Here is a 16,438-nt window from a genome sequence, read left to right as displayed (position 1 = left end):
TAGTGAATGATATTTTATAAAGTGGCTGTGGTAATGCTCATCATTGTTTATAAATATAATAGGAATACTGGTAAATGAAGAATTTAGAGAAACCCCTACAGCAGAGCGTAAACAATCATAGCAATACATCTAATGAACAAGCCTCTAATAGCAAAGCGCCTTATAAAAAGCTACGCACGCTAAAACTCACCGGAGCAGGATTCACAGCAGTGCTAGCAATAGGTGGTATCGCGCTAGCGTCACATAGTGCGCAAGCTGTATCACCGCTGACTATCGTAAATGGCATTACATCGAGCGGCGGTGTTGGCGTTAGTAAAGATATCCTCTACGGTGATGAGCCTTCACAAGATTTAGATATCTATTACCCGAAGCCTTTGGCAAAAGCCATGAAAGCCGAGACTGCGATTAAGGATACTTATCCTATGGTCGTGTTCGTCTATGGTGGATCATGGGAAAACGGCACCAAAGAAGAATATGCTTTCGTCGGTAAGAGTCTGGCGCGAGCAGGCTACGTGACCGCAGTGATTAATTACCGGAAGGCACCCGAGCATCCATATCCTGATTATGTAGAAGACACAGCAAAAGCTATTGCATGGAGCTATGACAATGCCAAAAGCCTGCATGCAGATCCTCAACGTATGGCTATCATGGGACAATCGGCTGGAGCGTTTAATGCTGTAGCAGCAGTGTCTAACGAAGAATTTTTAGCACCTTACGGTATCAAACCAAAAGATATCAAAGCAGTTGTTGGCATCGCAGGCCCTTATAGTTACGATTTTAGGAAGTTTGATAGCGCCACTGCTTTTCCTGCCGATGCGACTCCTGAGCAAGTTATGCCCGACAGACAGTTAAAAGGCGAGCAGCCGCCTTATCTATTATTGACCGCTGAAAATGACAAAATTGTCTATGACACCAATACGATCAATATGACAAAAGCGCTAAAAGACTATGGTGCTAGGGTAGAAGTCAGTGAAATAGAAGGTGCCAGTCATGCGACCAGTATCGGTGCGATGGCACCACCATTACGTTGGTTAAACGATGTGCGCTCGCAGGTGCTGACGTATTTGGATAAAGAGCTGAAGTAGTTTTAAGTACTGATTACTTAAACACTTACTGCTTTCATTGTTCAGCAGGTATTGCATATATAGTTCAGATTTTCTTATACACAGACAGTGCTGTAAGATGTTCAAACTCTTGTTATAATACCTGCATTCAAAATAAAACCCTTTTTTACCGCTATTAACAGGATATTCTATGAGCATGAACGCTGACGATTTGATTGCCTTTTTACAAACACACTTCCCAGATGCTTTTATTCAAGCTGCCAATCAAGGTAATAAGTTTGATGTACGTGTAGTTGATGCCAGTTTTGAGGGCAAGCGTGCCGTTCAACGTCAACAAGCGATTTATGCATTGGTCAATGATAAGATTGCGAGTGGCGATATTCATGCGCTCAATATTCAAGCATTAACGCCTGCTGAATGGGATATCCAGTCAAAAGGCTAAACCGTTATATATATGATTGAACATTTTAAACTGACCGTTTAGGTGGTTGGTTATAAGTTTAATTTTCACCATTTTTTACACTCATCGCTAGGTTGTCACCTCTATGGATCAATTTTTAATCACTGGTAGTAGTCGTATCGCAGGGGAAGTTACTATCTCAGGCGCCAAAAATGCCGCGTTGCCGTTACTTGCGGCTATGATATTAGCCGAGACTCCAACGACATTACACAATGTGCCATCGCTACAAGATGTGCGCACATTGATTGAATTGATCGGCGGCATGGGCATCAAAATCCAAAAACAGGGCGATACTGTTACGTGCGATACCAAAGATATCGATAATTTTTATGCACCGTATGATTTGGTCAAAACCATGCGTGCGTCGATATTAGTGCTTGGGCCATTGCTGGCGCGTTTTGGCGAAGCAGAAGTGTCATTGCCAGGCGGTTGTGCCATTGGTTCACGCCCTGTTGATCAGCATCTAAAAGCTTTTGAAGCGATGGGTGCTACGATTAGCGTAGAGAATGGTTATGTCATAGCGCAGGCACCAAAAGGTGGCAGGCTAATAGGCTGTAACTTCTCATTTGATATGATTACCGTGGGCGGTACTGAAAACGTGATTATGGCAGCGGCACTTGCCAAAGGCACGACCGTTTTAGGTAACTGTGCATTAGAGCCAGAAGTGGTTGATTTGGCCAATATGCTGGTGGCGATGGGCGCTAAAATAAGCGGTATCGGTACATCAGTCATGACCATTGAAGGCGTTGAACGCTTGCATGGCTGTGAGTATTCAGTTGTACCAGATCGTATCGAGACAGGTTCTTACCTTGCTGGCGCGTTGATGACTCGCGGTGATGTATTGACCAAAAATACATCTGCACTATTATTAACGCCAGTGTTAGAAAAATTTGAAGCCATGGGCGCCGTGATTACCACTGGTGATGATTGGATTCGTGCGCAGATGAAAGGCCGTCCATTGGCTGTTGATATTCGCACCCAACCACATCCAGGTTTTCCGACTGATATGCAGGCGCAATTGATGGCGATTAGCTGTCTTGCGGATGGCACGAGTACTTTTATCGAAAATATCTTTGAAAATCGCTATATGCATGTCCCTGAGCTTAATCGCTTAGGTGCTTCTATTCAGGTTGATGGTCATACCGCTGTGGTCAAAGGTGTTGAGAAATTTACTGCTGCACCAGTCATGGCGACTGATTTGCGTGCTTCTATGTCATTGGTCATGGCGGCGGCGACTGCTGAAGGCGAAAGCTTAATCGATCGTATTTACCATATTGATCGTGGCTACGAAGACGTTGAAAACAAGCTACGCGCGCTAGGTGTGAATATCGAACGTATTAATACCAACGATTAATATTAACTGGCTTGTCTAGCACCAATTCGTCCACTACGGATGTAATTGGTGTTATCACGAAAAGCTCAGTAATATACAACTAAAAGCCCCCTTCAGTGGGGCTGTCAACTGTACATGGATACGATGTCATTATGACTGAAGCAACCAAAGCCTTACCAACCAGCGGTGTATTAAACGAAGTAAATGATGAGTTTTCAGGCTTAACATTGGCGTTATCAAAAGGCCGTATTCTAGAAGAAACTATGCCACTGCTACGCGCAGCTGGTGTTGAGTTATTAGAAGATCCTGAAGCCTCGCGCAAACTTATTTTCCCAACCTCAAATCCCAATGTACGTGTATTGATTTTGCGTGCCAGTGATGTGCCGACCTATGTAGAACACGGTGCAGCTGATTTTGGTGTGGCAGGTAAAGACGTTTTGCTTGAGCATGGTGCCAATCATGTTTATGAGTTGTTGGATTTGCAAATTGCTCAATGTAAGCTGATGACTGCTGGCGTAAAAGATGCGCCACTGCCAAATCGTCGCCTACGTATCGCGACCAAATACGTCAATGTGGCACGCGCTTACTTTGCTAGCCAAGGTCAGCAAGTAGATGTCATTAAGCTGTACGGCTCGATGGAGCTTGCTCCGTTGGTCGGTCTCGGTGATTTGATCGTGGATGTAGTCGATACTGGCAATACTTTACGTGCGAACGGGCTTGAAGCTCGTGATCACATTTGTGATGTTTCATCTCGCCTTATCGTCAATCAAGTCAGCTATAAGCGTAAATTTGCACTACTTGAGCCGATTTTAGATAGCTTTAAAAACAGTATTGCTAGTGCATCGTAAGCCACTGGCAATCATTGGTAATATAAAGCATGGTTATGCAAATTTTTAAACCAGTTTAGTGCTCTATGATAGATATAGCGTGCTAAACTGGTTTTTTCATATTTGCTTGTCAGAGAATAAAAGCCCAGTATAATCTGATGTATAAGGCATCAAATTATTGTTAATATTCAATACACGCTACCATTACATTATTAATTTCAGCCATAGGATTAGGTCATGCGCCAACTAAGTACCCAAGATGCCGATTTTGACAGTCAATTGACAGAGTTGCTTGCTTTTGAAACCGTTAATGATGCCGACTTGTTGAAGACCGTTGATGACATCATCGCGCAAGTTCGCCATGATGGTGATAGTGTGGTGCTAGCCTTGACTCAGCAATTTGATCAGCATCCAGCGACGACGATGCAAGAGCTAGAGCTGTCCAAAGAATCGCTTGCTGAGGCATTTGCCAACCTTGATGAGACCGTCAAGACGGCATTGACGACAGCGGCCACACGCGTACAGACATTTCATGAGCGCCAAGTACAAGAGACGTGGCAATATGAAGATGAGCTAGGCAATCGTCTCGGTCAAAAAGTCACACCGCTTGATCGTGTGGGTATCTATGTCCCTGGTGGTTTGGCCTCTTATCCGTCATCGGTATTGATGAATGCCATTCCTGCTAAAGTAGCAGGCGTTGCCGAAGTCATCATGGTGGTGCCAGCGCCTAAAGGTGTGCTAAACCCATTGGTATTGGCAGCAGCGCATTTGGCACAGGTTGATCGTGTCTTTACTATTGGTGGTGCACAAGCTGTGGCCGCATTGGCTTATGGAACCGCGACAATTCCAGCAGTGGATAAAATTACAGGGCCGGGCAACAAGTATGTGGCAGCCGCCAAACGTGCAGTATTCGGTCAAGTCGGCATCGATATGATTGCAGGCCCTTCTGAAGTGTTGGTATATGCAGAGGGTGAAGCGCAAGATCGTGCAGATTGGTTGGCGATGGATTTATTGTCACAAGCTGAGCATGACCGTATTGCCCAAGCTATTTTTGTGACGACTAGTGAAGAGCAGCTAGCTGAAGTTGCTTCTGAGATCGAAAAAGCATTGGCAGAATTACCAAAAGCTGATATTGCTCGTGATTCATTGCAAAACCGTGGTGCGCTTATCTTAGTTAAAGACCGTCAAGAGGGCATTGAAGTGATCAATCGGGTGGCACCTGAGCATTTAGAGCTGTCAGTAGACAATCCTGATGAGCTGCTCAATGACATTCGTCACGCTGGCGCTATCTTTATGGGTCGTCACACGCCTGAGGCGATTGGTGACTACTGTGCAGGTCCTAACCATGTGTTACCAACTTCTGGTACCGCACGTTTTTCTTCACCACTAGGTGTCTATGACTTCCAAAAGAAATCATCTATTATTTATTGTAGTGAAGCAGGCAGTAAACCATTGGCTGAAACGGCAGATATTTTAGCGCAGCGTGAGGACTTAGATGCCCATGCGCGCTCTGCTCGTTATCGTTATCAGTAATATTTTTTGAATACTGTAAAATTTAATTTTGTCATGGATTTTGACATCTTTTTTAATAATTTTTGTGGCTAATAGTAGGATAACTTATGAGTGAATTAAAGATAGACACGAGACTTTGGTCATCTAAAGCACGTAATTTGTCACCTTATACACCAGGTGAGCAGCCGCAACACGACAATTTATGCAAACTAAACACCAATGAAAACCCATTTACACCTTCTCCAAAAGTAGGGGAAGCCATCGCTAAAGTGTTGGAACGTCAAGCAGATGATTTGCGCTTGTATCCAGCACCTGAGTCTGATGAATTGCGTAGTGCATTGGCAGGATTATATAACCTCGATGTCAATCAAGTATTCGTTGGTAATGGCTCAGATGAAGTATTGGCATTAGTGTTTGCTAGCTTTTTCTTAAAAGAGCGTCCTGTTTTAGCACCTGATATTAGCTATAGTTTCTATCCGGTATATGCGCATACCTTTGGTATCGAGCTGGTACAAATTGCCTTAGATGCTGATTTTAGTATCAGTCCAGATGCGTATCGTCAGCCTTGTAGCGGTATCATTATCGCCAATCCTAATGCCCCAACTGGATTGCTACTATCACTTGCGGATATCAGCAAATTGGCGAGTGAGCATTCTAATTCAGTGATCGTGATTGATGAAGCTTATATTGACTTTGCCCAGATAGAAGCGGATAGCTCAGATGCTACTGTCTCAGCCATAAGCTTAATCAATGATTATGACAATATTCTTGTGACGCAGACCTTTTCAAAGTCACGCTCGCTCGCTGGATTGCGTGTCGGTATGGCCTTTGGTAATGCCTCATTGATTGAAGCATTGACCCGTATGAAAAATAGCTTTAATAGCTACCCATTAGACAAGTTAGCGCAAGCGGGTGCGACTGCCAGTGTCTTAGATGTTGAATACTTTGAGCAAACGCGTCAGCAGGTTATTGACCTGCGGGAGTCACTAACAGCAGATCTAGTAGCCTTGGACTATAAAGTGCTGCCGTCACACGCCAACTTTGTATTTGTACGTCCAAAAGAGGGCAATGCGAGTGCTGTGGCCAGTGCGTTACGTGAGCAGGGCATTATCGTTCGACATTTTGACAAACCGCGTATCAATGAGTACTTGCGTATTACCGTTGGTACAGCAGATCAGAATGAGCGTTTGATCAATGCATTAACTATGCTGCGCGCGATGAGCGCATAGATGAAAAATCTGAATGTGATTCGTAATTTACCATTGATTTGTACTATTGATCACGTTTTCAATGAGCTGGAATGTGAGAAACTCATTGAAAAAAGTGAAGTTCAGCAGTATGAGCAGGCACAAATTACGTTAGGCAACGATCAGTTTCGGACAGATACGAGTGTTCGAAATAATGACCGTATCATATTTGATGATACTGACTTAGCAAAAGAGCTCTTTGACCAAGTGGCGTGTTATTTGCCAAAAACATGGGATGAGGGTTTATGGGAGTTGTCGGGGCTAAATGAACGTTTCCGTTATTATCGTTATGGTGAAGGCCAAACGTTCAAACCACACTTTGATGGTGCTTATGAGCAAGATGAATTTCATAAGAGCTTCTTAACGCTATTATTTTACTTGAATGACGACTTCGAAGGTGGTGAGACAAAATTTTATCAATGGCAAGGTGGTTGGTATAATAACGATACACCTAACTATATTGTTACGCCGAAAAAAGGCCAAGCATTATTGTTTGCACATCAACAGTTCCATGAAGGTGCGCCAGTGATATCTGGTGTTAAGTATGTACTACGAACGGATGTCATGTATCGAGCAATATGTCTTTAATAAATGATTTAACAACACTACATGCTGATACTGAATTGGCTACGAATTAACGAATCGTCCCTGTTGTATTGATACTGACTAATAAAAGTAAAGCCTGCCAACATTGTGTTGAGCAGGCTCTATTTTTATGTACTTCTCAAAACAACACTCAATGTTGTTTACTCAGATTCTTTTGGGCAAGTACTGAAAGTAGATTACCTACTTTATCTAAACATTCTTGGTACTCAGCATCGCAATCAGATGCAACTGTAATACCACCACCAGCCCATAAGCTGATGTGTTTTTCTCTATTCAAATCATTATGTGATGAAGCGTTGGCTTGCAGCGTACGAATCAGTACATTCCATTGACCACTACCATCAAAATTCATATAACCCATAGTGCCGCAATAGGCACCACGTGGTGCTGTTTCTAGTTCAGATATAATCTCAACGGCACGTTTTTTTGGTGTGCCAGTAATAGATCCAGCAGGCAAACTGCCGAACAATACTGCCAACGGATGGGTGTTTTCTTTGAGCTCAGCAGTGATAGTGCTGACCATGTGATGCACATTGCTAAAGCTTTCTATTGCAAATAGCTGTGGTACTTTTACGCTACCAATTTTGGCATATTTGCCCAAATCGTTACGCAATAAATCGACAATCATGACATTTTCAGCACGATCTTTTTCACTATCACTGAGTTGGTTTTTATAGCCGTTATCTTGTTCATTCGTTGCACCACGCGGCATCGTACCTTTAATAGGTTTAGTGATGATGTGATGTTTGCCAGTGTTGGCATCTTTTTTAAAGGTAAAAAATAACTCAGGCGAGCAGCTTAATAATTCAAAAGGATTCGCGAGTCTATTAGGAGTATTTGTACTGTCATTCATGCCACTAACCGACAGGTATCCGGCAAAGGGCGCCTGCGTATTACGATAGAGCATAGGCAAATAATCAATCAGACTGGATGTTGATTGGGTATTGCTTGTTTTATGAGCGAGCTGACCACGCCATTCTTGCGTTAGATTGATTTGATAGCAGTCACCTTGTTTCAGATAGTCTTGGGTGCGATCAAAAGCTTGCTGATAATCATGCTTGCCCCATCGTGCTTGCAATATTAAAGGAGCAGGTTTTGATGATTCAAGGTGTTTTTGACTCAGGCATGTGTCAGAAAATTTTTTATCTAGTCTGTCTAAGTATGAGATAAGCGCTATGACCGCTTTGTCACTACACTCGTCATCAACGGTTTTGCCTGGACTGTTAGCCGTTGTATTGACGGTTAACTGCCAACCAGTTCTGCTATTTTCTTTAGGTGACAGGTAAATATCGTAATGACCCAATACCGCACAAGGCTGTGCTGCCAGTTCAATATTGGCAGCTGGACTTAGCTCATGAGCCGCAATGTCATAGCCAATAAACCCTATTAGGCCATGATGATAATTGGGATTTTTAGTGATATCAGTTGTCGATATCACGTCATCAGTTTCAGTCTCATAATCTTTACTATAAGTCGTTAAGCTATTTTGCCATTCCTCATAGCTCATATAGGCCGTTGTGATGGCATTACTATTATCGGCATCGTTAGTCGTTTCAACATCACGGCACTGTCGAATAACTTTATAAGTAGCTGATTGCTCATTAGGTAACTGATTATTAGCAATATTAAAATAAACAGACCAGCTCATTTTAGGAAGTAAGCCAATGACAGGCCGTCCATTATTATTCAGCCAAACCAGCTGCCAATTTGCTTTAGCATCTTGTGCTAGCAGATAACGCTGTAAATGTGGCATTAATTCTGCAGCAGGCAGCTCACCAAAACGCCAGCTAGGATTAGTAGCTGGCGATAGAGCAGAATCAGTCTGCTTAGTAGTCTTATGGTTTTTTGCGTGCATCGATTACGCGTCGAACTTTTTGATGATTAGCGTTGCGTTCGTACCACCAAAGCCAAAGCTGTTACTCATAAGTGTCTCAAGCTTCGTTTCACGCATTTGGGCGACGATATCAAAGCCTTCAGCAGCAGGGTCTAATTCTTCGATATTGATACTTGGTGCGATAAAGCCTTCTTGCAGCATTAGTAAGCAATATATTAATTCTTGAGCACCGACCGCACCTAAGCTATGACCAGTCATCGATTTGGTTGAGCTGATAGCAGGGACTTTACTGACATCACCACCAAACGCTTTAGCAATTGCTTTAAGCTCAGTGATGTCACCTAAAGGCGTACTGGTACCATGAGTATTGATGTAGTCGACGCTGTCTAATCCAGCTTCAGCTAATGCTTGCTGCATACAACGTACGGCGCCTTCACCGCTTGGCGCTACCATTTCAGCTCCATCAGAGCTAGCACCATAACCGACGATTTCAGCCAAGATATTGGCACCGCGCGCTTGTGCATGCTCTAGACTTTCTACGACGACCATCGCGCCACCCGCTGCAATCACAAAGCCATCACGGTTTTTATCATAGGCACGTGAGGACTGCTTAGGCGTGTCGTTATATTGAGTGCTCATCGCACCCATTGCATCAAACATGCATGATTGAGTCCAATGCTCAGCTTCACTACCACCTGCTAGAACAACATCAGCTTTGCCTAGTTGAATAAGCTCGGCAGCATGACCGATACAATGCGTAGAAGTCGCACATGCAGAAGAGATAGAGTAGGAGATACCATGGATTTTTAGACCTGTTGCGAGCGCTGCTGATACTGAGCTGCCCATAGTCTTAGGTACTGCCATTGCGCCGACACCGCGTAGACCTTTTTCACGCATGGCGTCGACAGCAGCGACTACATTTTCTGTTGAAGCGCCGCCAGAGCTGGCAACCACACCGACACGTGGGTTTTGGCTAATCACATCAAGCGACAATCCAGATTGTTTGATAGCATCTAACGCACTAACATAAGCATAGAGACTGGCATCACTAAAAAACCTTTTAAGCTTACGGTCGATAGCAGACGTGTCCAGTACTGATTTATCAATACTACCACTGACCTGTGACTTAAACTCATGCTCAGCATAAGAGTCATTGAACGTAATACCAGACTGTCCTTGCTTAAGAGCAGCAGTAACAGTGGCTAAATCATGTCCGATACAAGAGACAATCCCTGCTCCAGTGATAACAACGCGGCGCATATTCTATTCCTTATAAATAACGATTTTTTGATAATTACTGTTAATAAATTATTTCTAATAACCGTTTTTAATATCTACTTCTATTATTTGATCTCAAACGTACCACTCTCTCATAACCACAATGTGTCAAAACAGTGTGTTAAAGAATATGTTAAAGAAAGCGTATTTTTGACTATCAAATGCTTCTGTTGCAGCTATAATTGCTGTCATAATTAAACGATGTATTGTCTATATATATTGTCTAGATGTACTGTACAAAAAGTATTTTATAAATCCGAGTACAACTGTACTGTGAATTATGGCATATGATAACGTATCAGGCGTCCAAAATCTTTGTACAAGTGCAAAATAACGACAAAATAGCGCTTAAGGTTAAATGTTATCCAAAAACTAAATACATAAAAGGCAGTATGAAGAAGGCAGTCATCGATACATCGACCAGAGACATATGGGACTGTACTTGAATATAACTGAACAAATAAACTTTAACATAGCATCAACTAGTGATTAAGTTATACTTTTAGATACAAAGTTTGTAATGGCGATAACATTGTTCGCACTGACACTCAATACAGTCATTCGATAAGATAGCATATCAATTATAAGTAAAAATCTATTATTATAAAATCAATCACCACATTAAGGACATCACGATGGCAAAGCGTAGCATTCTTTCTAAAAGCATTAAAACAGTTGGCTCTCTGACCCGTAATAATCTAGAGCGCGTGGGTGCAATCATTGACGGTGTCAATGCTAAGACGAGCAAGCCGCGTCAATATAAAGCGGTTAACTTGGGCGATGAAGACTACCAGCAAGACTTGTTTCGTGAGCAAACACTTAAAGCGACTCAGCAATTGCTAGGGCCACGTTTTGCGACTTATGGCAAATATGCCAAAAAAGTAGTGCCAAATAGCTTTTTTCAGACAACCGTTGATGGGGCTTTTGCGCAAATAGCAAAGCTTGCGTCTAACTGGAGTCAGATTGATTTACCTAGTGAGCATCGTTTTGCCAATATCGCTAGTTTAGATGATGAAGAGCGTTATGCGCTAGCCACGGATATCGCCAATCAAAACCGCGCACTTGCGACCATAGGTGGTTTGACAGGATTGGCTGGTCTGCCCGGATTGCTAGCTGATACATTGTGGTTGTTACTAGTATCATTACGTACCGTCTATCAATTGGCGGCAGTTTACAACAAACCACTGACAGGCAGCCAAGGTATTAAGATGGCTTATGAATTGCTATCAAATGCAGATCTAAGCAAGATGCAAGAAAAACAAGCATTGCTTGCTGGTATCGGTATTGGTAAAGGCTTGCTTGATAATGCACAAAATAGTGGTTTGCATAACGAGCTCAAAAATCTAGGCCTGAAAAACAAAAACGTTAATTTTTATGCAGAACAAGTTGATAACATCGCCAGTCAGGTTGGCATTGATTTGGATCAAATCAACTTATCATGGGTACGCCGTTTCTTACCAGCCACAGCGGTCGTCATTGGCATGCACTATAACAGCCAGTTAATTGATGAAGTAATCGGCGTGGCTCAAGCGACTTTCGCACCAGAAGCCAAGCTGGCAAATCGTGCAATTACGGATGATAGCAGTAGCGAAGCAAAAGTAGATAAAGCGGCTAGCAGTGATGAGCAAGAAAGTACTGATAAGCATACCAAAGATAGCAATACTAAAAATAAAGATGGCACAGATGAGCAAGATGAATCATCTGATAGCCCGTCAAGCGACGCAACAGATAAGTCTGCTGATAAGCAAAGTAAATAAAGACAATTTAAACATCTCTCTATTTTTTAGTTTTCTATATAAGGTTGCGTTTATAAGTCATTATAGGCCAATCGCTAACTATTAATATTGGTGGTATTATCTTTTAACTCTTGAAAATTTAGATAATATCGCCATTTACTTACCATAGATGTCTATTTATCACCAAACATCTTATTCAGACCACATGTGATATTGTTTTTTATGCCACGTTTAGTGACTTATTTTCTAGTTGGCTTTTAATTAAAGGCAGCTAAGTGGGTACAGCAACAGGCTGAATGCATATCTATCAAATGTTGTAAAGTACAATCACTCATAAGTGGTTGAAATAGCAGCAACAACTCTTTATAATACACTGTCCTAAAAATGGGTGCTCCGAAAATCTGTCATTAACGTCAGATGGATGGTGCATTACCCCATTTTTTTGTTTTATACCAAACGGGAGAAGGATGCCTCATGGCAACAACTAACCAATTGATTCGTAAAGGTCGCAAAACCATCAAGGAAAAGTCAAAAGTTCCTGCGTTGGAAGCGTGCCCACAGCGTCGCGGCGTATGCACTCGTGTATATACTACGACTCCTAAAAAACCTAACTCAGCCATGCGTAAAGTATGTCGTGTACGTTTGACTTCAGGCTATGAAGTATCAAGCTACATCGGCGGCGAAGGTCATAACCTACAAGAGCACAGTGTTGTTCTTATCCGTGGTGGTCGTGTAAAAGATCTACCAGGTGTACGTTATCACACCGTTCGTGGTGCATTGGATTGCGCAGGCGTAAAAGACCGTAAGCAAGGTCGTTCTAAATATGGTGCTAAGAAGCCTAAAGTTTAATAACTAATCGTTATTAGATAAGCTTTTTATACCAAACATTAACTGTGCATGGGTCTGGTGTTGACAGTATTATTAAATTAGTAATCCACTGTTAAAACATACCGCCGTGCAGTAAGGCTGACTGACAACTCGATATAACGCCACCTGATTAATAACTGGTGCGAGATTGTGAATGTCAGACACTCCTGAAGACAAGGAAATTTATTATGCCAAGACGTCGCGTCGTTGCTACCCGTGAGATCCTACCGGATCCTAAGTTTGGTAGCCAAACTGTTGCAAAATTCATCAACCATGTAATGAGTCATGGTAAAAAATCTACTGCTGAGCGTATCGTTTACGGTGCACTTGAAACAGTAAGCGAAAAACGTAAAATCGAAGATCCAGTATCTTTCTTCGAAGACGTTTTAGAAAATGTACGCCCAATGGTAGAAGTAAAAGCTCGCCGTGTTGGTGGTGCAACCTACCAAGTACCAATGGAAGTACGCCCCTCCCGTCGTACTGCATTGGCTATGCGTTGGATAGCTGAAGCTGCTGCTAAGCGTTCTGAGAAATCAATGGCACTGCGTTTAGCAGGCGAATTGAATGATGCTGCTGATGGCAAAGGCGCTGCTATGAAAAAGCGTGACGAAGTTCACCGCATGGCAGATGCTAACAAAGCATTCTCTCATTACCGCTTCTAAGCTACTGTTTACTAGTAGCTTTAGACTGGTTGGCTAAAGTTAACCAGTCTTACACTGTTATTTATTCTATTGATTGCCGCCATCATTTATTTAGTTGCTAATAGTCAAAAGCTATTTACAACTAAGATGGCGGACATCTATCAAGATGCTTCTCTAAAAAGACACTATTTAACTATTAACTAGGTTTAACGAGAGAGTATCCCAAATTTGATGCCACACTATTCTTAGTATTTGCTCTTTTTTTGTCCGTATTAGGCTTAATAATCAGTAAGTAATATTACGAAGTTGATTGCTTTGTCATGAAGCTGACCGCTTTGTCATAGAGTATGAGGTAGTGACACAATACATTATTATATACACGACTTTTCCTAGGAAAACACTATGGCTCGTAAAACTCCCCTAAAACGCTATCGCAATATTGGTATCTCAGCGCACATCGATGCTGGTAAGACAACCACTACCGAACGTGTTTTATTCTATACCGGTGTTAGCCACAAAATTGGCGAAGTACATGATGGCGCAGCCACCATGGACTGGATGGAGCAAGAACAAGAGCGTGGTATTACTATCACCTCAGCGGCAACTACTTGCTTCTGGTCAGGTATGGCAAAACAGTTTGATGAACATCGTATCAATATCATTGACACCCCAGGTCACGTTGACTTCACGATCGAAGTTGAACGTTCTATGCGTGTACTTGATGGCGCTTGCATGGTTTACTGTGCAGTAGGCGGCGTTCAGCCACAGTCTGAGACTGTTTGGCGTCAGGCTAACAAATACAAAGTTCCACGTCTTGCATTCGTAAACAAAATGGATCGCGTTGGTGCTGATTTTTATCGTGTAATCGAACAGATCAAAACTCGTCTTGGCGGCAAGCCAGTACCATTGGTTATCCCAATTGGTAAAGAAGAAGATTTTGAAGGTGTTATCGATCTAGTAACCATGAAAGCTATCTATTGGGACGAAGCGTCTCAAGGCATGGAATACGACGAGCGCGATATTCCAACTGAACTACAAGACAAAGCGGAAGAGTATCGCGAGTATCTAGTAGAAAGTGCTGCTGAAGCAAACGAAGAGCTCATGAATGAGTATCTAGAAAACGGCGAATTGACTGTAGATCAAATTAACAGCGCTATCCGTGAGTTGACTATCGATAACCAAATCATCCCATTGCTTTGTGGTACTGCCTTTAAGAACAAAGGTGTACAGAAGATGTTGGATGCGGTTATTCAGTATCTTCCAGCACCAATGGATGTACCTGCTATCCGCGGTATCCTTGATGACAAAGATGAGTCAGAAGGCTTCCGTGAAGCATCTGATGATGTACCGTTCTCAGCTTTAGCATTCAAAATCATGAATGACAAATTCGTTGGTAACTTAACCTTCGTTCGTGTTTATTCAGGTGTTTTGACGCAAGGTAGCAGCGTATATAACCCAGTTAAAATGAAGCGTGAGCGCGTTGGTCGTATCGTACAGATGATGGCTAACTCTCAAGAAGAGTTGCAAGAAATCCGTACTGGTGACATCGCTGCATTGGTTGGTATGAAAGACGTAACTACTGGTGATACGCTATGTGATGAGCAAAATGTTATCACGCTTGAGCGTATGGAATTCCCAGATCCAGTTATCAGCCTAGCGGTTGAACCTAAGACCAAAGCTGACCAAGAAAGAATGTCAATCGCTTTAGGTCGTTTGGCTAAAGAAGATCCATCGTTCCGTGTACATACTGACGAAGAATCTGGTCAGACAATCATCAGTGGTATGGGTGAGCTGCATTTAGAAATTCTTGTTGACCGTATGAAGCGTGAATTCAACGTTGAAGCTAACATCGGTGCACCACAGGTTGCTTATCGTGAAACGATTCGTAACACTGTTGAACAAGAAGGCAAGTTCGTACGTCAAACAGGTGGTCGTGGTAAGTTCGGTCATGTTTGGTTACGTCTTGAGCCACTTGATCCAGCTGGCGATACTGAGTATGAATTCGCTGAAGAAGTTGTTGGTGGTACTGTACCAAAAGAATTCCATGGTGCCGTTGATAAAGGTATCCAAGAGCGCATGAAAAACGGCGTACTTGCTGGTTACCCAGTAGTTGGCGTAAAAGCGACTTTGTATGATGGTTCTTATCATGATGTCGATTCTGATGAATTGTCATTCAAGATGGCTGGTTCTATGGCCTTCAGAAAAGGTTTCATGGCAGCTGACCCAGCACTACTTGAGCCAGTAATGAAAGTAGAAGTTGAAACGCCTGAAGATTATATGGGCGACATCATGGGCGATCTTAGCCGTCGTCGTGGTTTAGTACAGGGTATGGAAGACTTGCCTGGCGGTACTAAACAGATTCGTGCTGAAGTACCATTAGCGGAAATGTTTGGTTATGCCACACAAATGCGCTCAATGTCACAAGGCCGTGCTACTTATTCAATGGAATTCCAAAAGTACGCTGAGATTCCAAAATCAGTTGCTGCTGAAATCATCTCTAAGTTCAACAATAAAGATGATGACGAGTAAGTAAAAATTTATTAAAGACGGCAATATAGCTAATATCATTATATCGTCATCGAAAAATACGCCAATAACTTGTTAAAAGACTTGTTATTGGCTGTTATTTTCTTATAATATCTGCACATTAGTATGTGTGATTTTTTAACAATTATCTTAATGAGGTCAAGATTGCCTTAGTTGTCGTATTTATACGAGCCAAGCATTTGATCCCAAAAAAAGAGGAAATACCCATGGCAAAGGCCAAGTTTGAACGTCTAAAACCGCATGTCAACGTTGGTACCATCGGACACGTTGACCACGGTAAAACAACCCTAACAGCTGCTATCGCGACTGTAGCTGCAATCACTTCAGGTGGCGAAGCCAAAGACTACGCGTCTATTGACTCAGCACCAGAAGAAAAAGCACGTGGTATCACCATCAACACCTCACACGTAGAATATGACACAGATGCACGTCACTATGCTCACGTAGATTGCCCAGGTCACGCCGATTATGTTAAAAACATGATCA

At 42.5% G+C, this 16,438-nt stretch carries 14 protein-coding genes; 12 read left to right on the top strand and 2 right to left on the bottom strand.

Translation table 11 applies throughout. The features are described 5' to 3' along the window. The first annotated feature begins 74 nt into the window (after positions 1 to 74). From I6E83_RS13015 to I6E83_RS12985, 7 genes are all read left to right on the top strand, one after another. Positions 75 to 1,085 (top strand): alpha/beta hydrolase, encoded by a 1,011-nt coding sequence (locus I6E83_RS13015; RefSeq protein WP_197102463.1) that lies wholly within the window; start codon positions 75 to 77, stop codon positions 1,083 to 1,085. A 169-nt stretch (positions 1,086 to 1,254) separates the two neighbouring features. Further along, complete coding sequence (locus I6E83_RS13010; protein ID WP_110924198.1) at positions 1,255 to 1,506, top strand: BolA family protein; 252 nt, start codon at positions 1,255 to 1,257, stop codon at positions 1,504 to 1,506. 103 nt (positions 1,507 to 1,609) lie between these two features. Next, positions 1,610 to 2,878, top strand: coding sequence for a UDP-N-acetylglucosamine 1-carboxyvinyltransferase (gene murA / locus I6E83_RS13005; RefSeq protein ID WP_197102461.1), 1,269 nt, complete (start codon positions 1,610 to 1,612; stop codon positions 2,876 to 2,878). A gap of 131 nt (positions 2,879 to 3,009) precedes the next feature. Then, a complete protein-coding gene (gene hisG / locus I6E83_RS13000; RefSeq protein ID WP_197102459.1) occupies positions 3,010 to 3,705 on the top strand; it encodes an ATP phosphoribosyltransferase in 696 nt (231 codons plus the stop codon). A 216-nt stretch (positions 3,706 to 3,921) separates the two neighbouring features. Continuing rightward, positions 3,922 to 5,217, top strand: coding sequence for a histidinol dehydrogenase (hisD, locus tag I6E83_RS12995; protein WP_197102453.1), 1,296 nt, complete (start codon positions 3,922 to 3,924; stop codon positions 5,215 to 5,217). 86 nt (positions 5,218 to 5,303) lie between these two features. After that, the gene (hisC, locus tag I6E83_RS12990; RefSeq protein ID WP_197102452.1) at positions 5,304 to 6,425 is read left to right on the top strand and encodes a histidinol-phosphate transaminase; all 1,122 of its coding nucleotides are present in this window, start codon (positions 5,304 to 5,306) and stop codon (positions 6,423 to 6,425) included. Next, positions 6,426 to 7,031 carry a prolyl hydroxylase family protein gene (locus tag I6E83_RS12985; protein ID WP_197102451.1) on the top strand — a complete coding sequence of 202 codons (606 nt, stop codon included), beginning with the start codon at positions 6,426 to 6,428 and terminating at the stop codon, positions 7,029 to 7,031. A 148-nt stretch (positions 7,032 to 7,179) separates the two neighbouring features. Here I6E83_RS12985 and I6E83_RS12980 read toward each other — a convergent pair whose 3' ends face one another. Both I6E83_RS12980 and I6E83_RS12975 read right to left on the bottom strand, forming a co-directional pair. Beyond that, positions 7,180 to 8,904: an anthranilate synthase component I family protein gene (locus tag I6E83_RS12980; protein WP_197102450.1), complete on the bottom strand. Its 1,725-nt coding sequence runs from the start codon at positions 8,902 to 8,904 to the stop codon at positions 7,180 to 7,182. Positions 8,905 to 8,907: 3 nt separating this feature from the next. Further along, entirely contained in the window at positions 8,908 to 10,143 is a 1,236-nt protein-coding gene (locus tag I6E83_RS12975) for a beta-ketoacyl synthase N-terminal-like domain-containing protein (RefSeq protein ID WP_197102449.1), read from the bottom strand. Positions 10,144 to 10,796: 653 nt separating this feature from the next. On the opposite strand from I6E83_RS12975, the gene I6E83_RS12970 reads away from it, so the two are divergent. The 5 genes from I6E83_RS12970 to I6E83_RS12950 all read left to right on the top strand — a co-directional run. Then, positions 10,797 to 11,918 (top strand): EcsC family protein, encoded by a 1,122-nt coding sequence (locus tag I6E83_RS12970; RefSeq protein WP_197102447.1) that lies wholly within the window; start codon positions 10,797 to 10,799, stop codon positions 11,916 to 11,918. Positions 11,919 to 12,371: 453 nt separating this feature from the next. Then, positions 12,372 to 12,746 (top strand): 30S ribosomal protein S12, encoded by a 375-nt coding sequence (rpsL, locus tag I6E83_RS12965; protein WP_011281154.1) that lies wholly within the window; start codon positions 12,372 to 12,374, stop codon positions 12,744 to 12,746. A gap of 206 nt (positions 12,747 to 12,952) precedes the next feature. Continuing rightward, on the top strand, positions 12,953 to 13,426 hold the full coding sequence (gene rpsG, locus I6E83_RS12960; RefSeq protein WP_110924207.1) for a 30S ribosomal protein S7: 474 nt from the start codon (positions 12,953 to 12,955) through the stop codon (positions 13,424 to 13,426). Positions 13,427 to 13,807: 381 nt separating this feature from the next. Beyond that, a complete protein-coding gene (gene fusA / locus I6E83_RS12955) occupies positions 13,808 to 15,934 on the top strand; it encodes an elongation factor G (protein ID WP_197102445.1) in 2,127 nt (708 codons plus the stop codon). Between the two features lie 224 nt (positions 15,935 to 16,158). Continuing rightward, the coding region (locus I6E83_RS12950; RefSeq protein ID WP_227680777.1) for a GTP-binding protein at positions 16,159 to 16,438 on the top strand (280 nt) is incomplete at its 3' end.

The organism is Psychrobacter sp. SZ93C1, from assembly GCF_015864635.1.
Lineage (GTDB): Bacteria > Pseudomonadota > Gammaproteobacteria > Pseudomonadales > Moraxellaceae > Psychrobacter > Psychrobacter fozii.
This window is presented reverse-complemented; position numbering and strand designations above follow the sequence as displayed.